At 45.2% G+C, this 6,321-nt stretch carries 7 protein-coding genes and 1 tRNA gene; 3 read left to right on the top strand and 5 right to left on the bottom strand.

Annotation, left to right across the window (positions count from 1 at the left end; all coding sequences use genetic code 11):
• Positions 1–499: 499 nt before the first annotated feature.
• The 3 genes from QUA04_RS28315 to QUA04_RS28305 all read right to left on the bottom strand — a co-directional run bounded on the left by QUA04_RS28315 (position 500) and on the right by QUA04_RS28305 (position 1,708).
• Complete coding sequence (locus QUA04_RS28315; RefSeq protein ID WP_445242388.1) at positions 500–799, bottom strand: ISL3 family transposase; 300 nt, start codon at positions 797–799, stop codon at positions 500–502.
• 156 nt (positions 800–955) lie between these two features.
• A complete protein-coding gene (locus QUA04_RS28310; protein WP_333263732.1) occupies positions 956–1,132 on the bottom strand; it encodes a transposase in 177 nt (58 codons plus the stop codon).
• 219 nt (positions 1,133–1,351) lie between these two features.
• Positions 1,352–1,708: a transposase family protein gene (locus QUA04_RS28305; protein ID WP_333263727.1), complete on the bottom strand. Its 357-nt coding sequence runs from the start codon at positions 1,706–1,708 to the stop codon at positions 1,352–1,354.
• 147 nt (positions 1,709–1,855) lie between these two features.
• Between QUA04_RS28305 and QUA04_RS28300 the strand changes: the two genes are divergently transcribed.
• Positions 1,856–2,032, top strand: a complete 177-nt coding sequence (locus QUA04_RS28300; protein WP_333263724.1) for a hypothetical protein — start codon at positions 1,856–1,858, stop codon at positions 2,030–2,032.
• Between the two features lie 145 nt (positions 2,033–2,177).
• On the opposite strand, the gene QUA04_RS28295 is transcribed toward QUA04_RS28300, so the two are convergent.
• Positions 2,178–3,896 (bottom strand): ATP-binding protein, encoded by a 1,719-nt coding sequence (locus QUA04_RS28295; protein WP_333263721.1) that lies wholly within the window; start codon positions 3,894–3,896, stop codon positions 2,178–2,180.
• A 602-nt stretch (positions 3,897–4,498) separates the two neighbouring features.
• Between QUA04_RS28295 and QUA04_RS28290 the strand changes: the two genes are divergently transcribed.
• Together QUA04_RS28290 and QUA04_RS28285 are read left to right on the top strand one after the other, a co-directional pair.
• On the top strand, positions 4,499–5,545 hold the full coding sequence (locus QUA04_RS28290) for a M42 family peptidase (RefSeq protein ID WP_333263718.1): 1,047 nt from the start codon (positions 4,499–4,501) through the stop codon (positions 5,543–5,545).
• A gap of 84 nt (positions 5,546–5,629) precedes the next feature.
• Positions 5,630–5,702: transfer RNA gene (locus QUA04_RS28285), tRNA-Glu, on the top strand.
• A 113-nt stretch (positions 5,703–5,815) separates the two neighbouring features.
• Here QUA04_RS28285 and QUA04_RS28280 read toward each other — a convergent pair.
• Positions 5,816–6,271, bottom strand: coding sequence for a helix-turn-helix domain-containing protein (locus QUA04_RS28280; RefSeq protein WP_333263729.1), 456 nt, complete (start codon positions 6,269–6,271; stop codon positions 5,816–5,818).
• Positions 6,272–6,321 lie beyond the last annotated feature (50 nt).

The raw sequence follows: 6,321 nt of genomic DNA, 5'->3' as shown, positions 1-6,321 counted from the left end.
TTAATTATGAAATGGAACCGAAACATCAAAAACAAAGGTAACGCGAGTTAATGCAGTTTAGATGTCGAACAGCTTACAATAATTACCCTTGTTTATGATTTTTCTTTTCCCTATAATAATTAACTCTCCTTGATTTAACAATACTCCGGACACTTTTTAAAGAGGGATGCGAGGCCTTCGGCAAGCAACGCTTACGCCATAAAGCAGAGAATTGAAAAAAGTGAGTGCAATCTGAACCAAAAATAAACAGAAAAAAAGACCCTCTTTTCGGTTGAGCTATAAAATAAGCTATAAAAACACACAAGCTCAACAGATTACCTTAGGAATATTATGGAATCCATCTTACAACAAATGCCAGGGATTAGTCAACCCCAAAAGAAGTTTTTACTCACTTTATTCTCAACTATTTTGCTGGTTCTTTGGTTTGGTCAACCTCACGAATCTTAGTCGTTTTAGTTGTTTGAGCGAAAAAACCTGGTTCTTCCGTACTTACTGCTGCTCAATTATTAGGAAAGTGCCAAGCCAGTAAAGCTCGCATTTCAAAATTAATGAAGTTTCTCAACCCAAAGCCACACCTTTTTAACAGCTTTAATTTGTTGTTAATTCCTTCAACTCGGCCGTTAGTTGTTCTTTGTTCAAAATACCCCACGATCTCTCCAAACCATCTTTTTATTGTTTCTACGCTCTTTTTATAGTAGGGTTCTGCCTTTTTTAACCAATCAATTAGTTCTAATGTCCCTTTAGCCAAATTTTGACTCGGCTCAAATAGAGCGTGAAACTCTTTTTTTAACTCGTGCATAATTCCTAGTAATGGTGCAGCATTTTTTACTTATTTTAATTTTTATTTTTGTGCTTCAGAAAATTTAATTACCGCTTTCACTAATGTATATTTATTTCCTTTTAAACTGTCAAATAATTTAGTTTATTCTTTATTTTTTAGCGCTGATGCTGCTTTTTATTGAGCAATTATCGCCTGATTCAATTCCTGATGAAGCATTTTTCTAGCGTGAAATATGTCTACTGTTACCTCAGCATTCGGACAAAGTTTTTTGACTAAGGATTTATAATTGCCCGTCATATTTCTACTTACTTTTTTTATTTGACCTAATACTTTTTCTCCCCATTTAAGCATCACTTTCTAGATGTGGGACTGCTTTTTTTCCGCAACCAACCCTATTAATTTATGTGTTTCTAGGTCGAATAACACCACAATAATTTTTCCTTGTTTTTTTACTTTTTTACTAAACTAATTTCATCTCTTCCTAATTTACTTCAGTTTTCTACATTGATAGGCAAGCTTCTCTTAGCTACCTATTTTACCATTGACCAAACTAAATCTTCTGTTAATTTATTATTTATTTTTAGCAACGTTATTAATATCACTATGGATTACTTGTTTAGTAATACTTTCCGCATATCTACGGGAAAAACTTTTCTTCGTCTCTACAAGATTTAAGGTTTTACTAAAAGGTTTTTGGCAGTTTTCACACTTAAATCTGCGCCGAGTTACTCTGAGAATTACTTCTTGGTTACTGATAGGTAAATCTCTCACCATAATTCCTTGATTTTGATGAAGACGATGGCTGGCTTGACCACATCGTGGGCAAAATGCGGTTTTATTCTCCGATATCACGGCGAAAATTAATGTTTCGCCTGTCTGTTTTTTATTTTTTACTATGACTCCCGGTAAATTTAGTATATTTGTCATTAACCTCTTCATAGCTTATTCCTTTCAAACCTTTTTTTGAGCATTTAATTAACATTTGAGCAGCGGTAAGTACGGAAGAGCCCACTTTCCCAGGGCTGCGGAGTCGGAAATTAACCAGCGGTGGATGGAAAAATTCGCCGATCCTGCATGAATGCTTGGCTCGATCGTGCAAACAATGCGATCGCCCTAATTCCCGATCGCAATCCCCAAAAGTCGATCGCCATTACCGATGACAAAGACGAAATTCGCACCCAAGAGAATCTAGCACTTATGCAGGCTCTACTCGATAACCACTCTGAATGCTTCCTATCCTTGACACAGTAGACCTGTTAGCTGAATCAAGTTAACAGAGGTTTGTGCTGGAAACAACACCCACAAGCTTGATTTTCCAAAACCCCTAGCCTTCACCCCAAGCTGACAAGAAGCCCATTATTCTCAAACGCAACATTTGTTCTTGAACACCTGGGTTTTAGCACCTGCTTGTACGTCCGGTGAGGCTGGCCACTACCGCCACTAACTCAGCAGCATCTACGGGTTTTGTCAAATGCATCTGAAAACCTGCTAATAGTGCCTGCTGACGATCGTCATTCCGGGCATAGGCCGTCAGCGCGATCGCGGGTAGCCTACCGCCCCGCTGCGCTTCAAGTTGACGCAACTTGCGGATCAGGGAGTAGCCATCCTCATCCGGCATCCCAATATCGCTCACTAAAACATCGGGGCTGCGATCGGTTGCGGTTTCGATAATGGTCAAAGCCTCCTTGACCGAAGCCACAGCCATGACATCAGCACCATACTTTTCGAGAATCGTGCTCAGCAAATCGAGCGCGTCAGCCTCGTCCTCTACAACTAAGATTTGTAAGCCTTCAAGGGTCGGCGAGGCCTGAAACATCCCATTCCCCTCGACGAGCGAGTGTAATGGCTCTGGATCGCTGGGTGGTAGATGGATAATCATCACGGGCAGTTTGACTGTAAAGGTCGTCCCCTGTCCTATCCCTGGACTCACTACCGTTACAGTCCCGCCATGTAATTCAACTAATTGACGCACAATGGCTAACCCTAAACCCAACCCCCCATAACTGCGAGTGGTCGTGCTGTCGTGCTGGCGGAAGCGATCGAAGACAAACGGTAGAAAGTCCGAGCTGATTCCTGTTCCAGTGTCGCTGACAGTAATTTCAACATGGGAATTAACCCGCTGCAAACGAATCTGGACTCGCCCATCTTTAGGCGTAAATTTGAGGGCGTTAGAAAGTAGATTCCACACAACTTGCTGCAACCTATCGGCATCACCCAAGAGCGGGCCAGCTTCAGAATCGAGTACGCTTTGCAGGCGAATTGACTTTGCCTCAGCCGCCAAGTGTACAGACTCAATCGCCGATTCAATCACCGGCACGAGATTGACAGGACGGACTCGGAGGCGCAGTTTACCTGTAATGATGCGAGAAACATCGAGGATGTCTTCGATGAGCTGGGCTTGAGACTGCGCGTTTCGCTCGATCGTCTCCAAAGCCCGCGCCACCTTATCCTCACTCAGGTTTTTCTGCCTTAACATCGTTGACCACCCTAAGATCGCGTTGAGAGGAGTTCTGAGTTCATGAGAAAGAATCGAGAGAAACTCATCCTTGGCACGGTTGGCTGCCTCTGCGTCTGCCCGAATTATTTGTTCACGCATCAATAATTCGTCTTTGGTGCGATTAGACGCTTCCAGTTGGGAAGTGCGTTCCTGCACCCGTTGCTCTAGCTCCACATTAATCGCCTGGATACGGCGGCGACTATTTTCTAGTTCCTGGTTTGTAAGGGCAAGTTGAGCTGGACTGGGCGTATCCAGTGCCACTGGAATTAAGGGAATCAGTAAAAAGGTAAACGTATAGAAAGACCAAAGACCAGTGACAGCTTTGATCAGTCCTGAAACCCAATAAATGGGATGCCAAAGTGTCACTATTCCCATAAGGTGCGTCGTGCCACATAAGGCAAAGATAAAAAAGAAACCCACCAGCAGCATCACCGTGTCAGCACGCAGATCCTTACGCTCATTCGTAAAGTAAACAATGGCAACCGCCACCGAGTAATAAGCGAGGGTAGTCAAGGCATCTGACGTTAAGTGCAGCCAGACTAACCCCGGTTTCCAGAGGTAACAATGCCCGTGAGGAATGAAATTATTAGAAAAGAAGGTGCTCAAGAGGTCAGGCATATTAGTTTACGGCACTGTCAAGTTAATTTAGGGGGTGTCATCAATTCAACCAGATGACCGCAGCAGCCAGAAGAATCGCACGCCGGAAAGTTCACCGCCCTACGGTAATAGCGCGTCACGATAGCCTGATAGTGCTTGAGCTTGGGGAAAAAGTTCTCAATCAAATGAGGGGCTCTGTACAATTGGGCATCGTAAGTTTCCAGGGTCTTGCAATTGCGGCGAGGTGAAATCACGGTGGCCCCTCGGCATTGAGACGGTCAATCACACGCTGATCTGGATCATAGCCCTTGTTAGCCAGCAGTGTATCCGCCATCAGTAACGGTTGCTGTTGGTCGCCTCCTGCTCGCGTCACCAGCTTGTCCGGGGTGAGGTGAAACCCCAACGGATTGCCCAACGCATCCACGCGATCGCATGAATCTTGTTAATCAATCGCCCTTTGCTGCCTCCAATTGCTTCATTCCTAGGCTCCTCAAAAAGCTCAGCAGAAAGATGTTTCTTTCAAGTGGGAAAATGCCTGAATTAAAACTAAGTTTAGCGCCGGGAAATAGTGGGTAAATGTGCTTTAATATGTCAAAATTCGCTTCTAAAAACGAAAATTAAAAATGTTAGAGTACGATCGCCTGTTCCAAACAATCGAAGAATTAGTAATGCTGCACTCACCCAGCGGTGCGGAATCGGAAATTAACCAGCGGTTGATGGAAAAATTCGCCGCCATGGGAGTGAATGCTTGGATCGATCGCGCGGACAATGCGATCGCCCTAATTAAGGGTCGCAATCCCGAAAAGTCGATCGCCATTACCGCCCACAAAGACGAAATTGGCGCCCTAGTTAAAACAATAGGCGAGAGAGGCCGCGTGGAAGTCCGCAGATTGGGCGGCGCATTTCCTTGGGTTTACGGCGAAGGCGTTGTGGATTTGCTCGGAGACAAGCAAACAATTAGCGGCATTCTCAGCTTCGGTTCCCGCCATGTTTCTCACGAATCTCCTCAGAAAGCTCAGCAGGAAGATGTTTCTGTAAAGTGGGAAAATGCCTGGATCGAAACTAAGTGTACCGCCGAGGAATTAGCCGAGGCCGGAATTCGACCGGGCACGCGGATGGTGGTGGGAAAGCACCGCAAGCGCCCGCTGCGGTTGAAGGACTGGATCGCCAGCTACACTCTGGACAACAAGGCTTCAGTGGCGATTTTGCTGGCTCTGGCGGAATGTTTGAAAGAGCCTGCGGTGAATGTTTATTTGGTAGCGTCGGCGAAGGAGGAGGTTGGGGCGATCGGAGCTTTGTATTTCACCCAGCGCCAGCCCTTGGACGCGCTGATCGCTTTGGAAATTTGCCCTCTGGCGCCGGAATACCCGATTTCTGACGGCGAAAACCCGGTTTTGCTGGTTCAGGACGGCTACGGAGTCTACGATGAAGGATTGAACGCCCAATTGCGCGCAGCAGCGGCAGCATCTGATGTAGAGGTGCAGTTGGCGGTAATTAGCGGTTTTGGGAGCGATGCTTCGATCGCCATGAAGTTCGGCCACGTAGCCCGCGCCGCTTGTTTGGCTTTCCCCACCCAGAACACCCACGGCTTTGAAATTGCTCATCTCGGGGCGATCGGCAATTGCGCCGCCATCCTCAAAACCTACTGTGACGAGCTTTGGGACGACTAGAAAAAAAACTTTCGCCAAGTAGTTGACAGATTGGGAAAGATTAGTTAAAGTAATAAAGGTGCGGAACACAAGCAAACGCAACGCGCCCCCATCGTCTAGAGGCCTAGGACACATCCCTTTCACGGATGCGACGGGGATTCGAATTCCCCTGGGGGTATTGAAAATTTAACTCTGATATCAAATCGATATCTAGTATGTGGGGTGGGCATCTTGCCCGCCCTTATTGCTATTCGGTTTAACATTAAGCTGATGCGTGCGATCGCACTTTCCTTAGTTTGCACCATTGCCATTGATATCAAACTTTTCTATAATGGGAATTTCTGAAGGTGAGGACGCGACTATTCGCAGGTTTATATCAACTATGATTTGATTTTTATCAAGAACTACATTTGCTTTTTTTATTATAATTTTTGCGGATAAACAATCGCCTGATTCAGGTTCGGGAGACGGCTGAGTTTTATATCCTGCGTCCTCCAGCCATTCACAAATCTTCCTCCAGTTTTCTACCTTTTCATCAGCTTTACCTACAAGATTTTTTACATATTGGTATAAAGTATTACAGAAATCTACGGCAATTCCCTTGGGGTTTTTGCTGAGCCTTTCGGCAATTTCGGCGGGACTGTAGCCGCAGAGGAGACCCCGTAGATGTTGTTTCTCTGTGGGCGTCAGCCGCTTTCCCTTGCCGGATGCTAGGTCTGTGTAAGCTGTTGTGCATTTAAAACGCATATTGGTATAATATAACATAATGATATTCAGAAAAAGTGAATGCCTGCTAA

The organism is Microcoleus sp. S13_C5, assembly GCF_036700845.1.
Taxonomy (GTDB): domain Bacteria; phylum Cyanobacteriota; class Cyanobacteriia; order Cyanobacteriales; family Microcoleaceae; genus Microcoleus.
The sequence above is the reverse complement of the archived record's forward strand: the minus strand, read 5'-3'. Positions and strand labels throughout refer to the sequence as shown.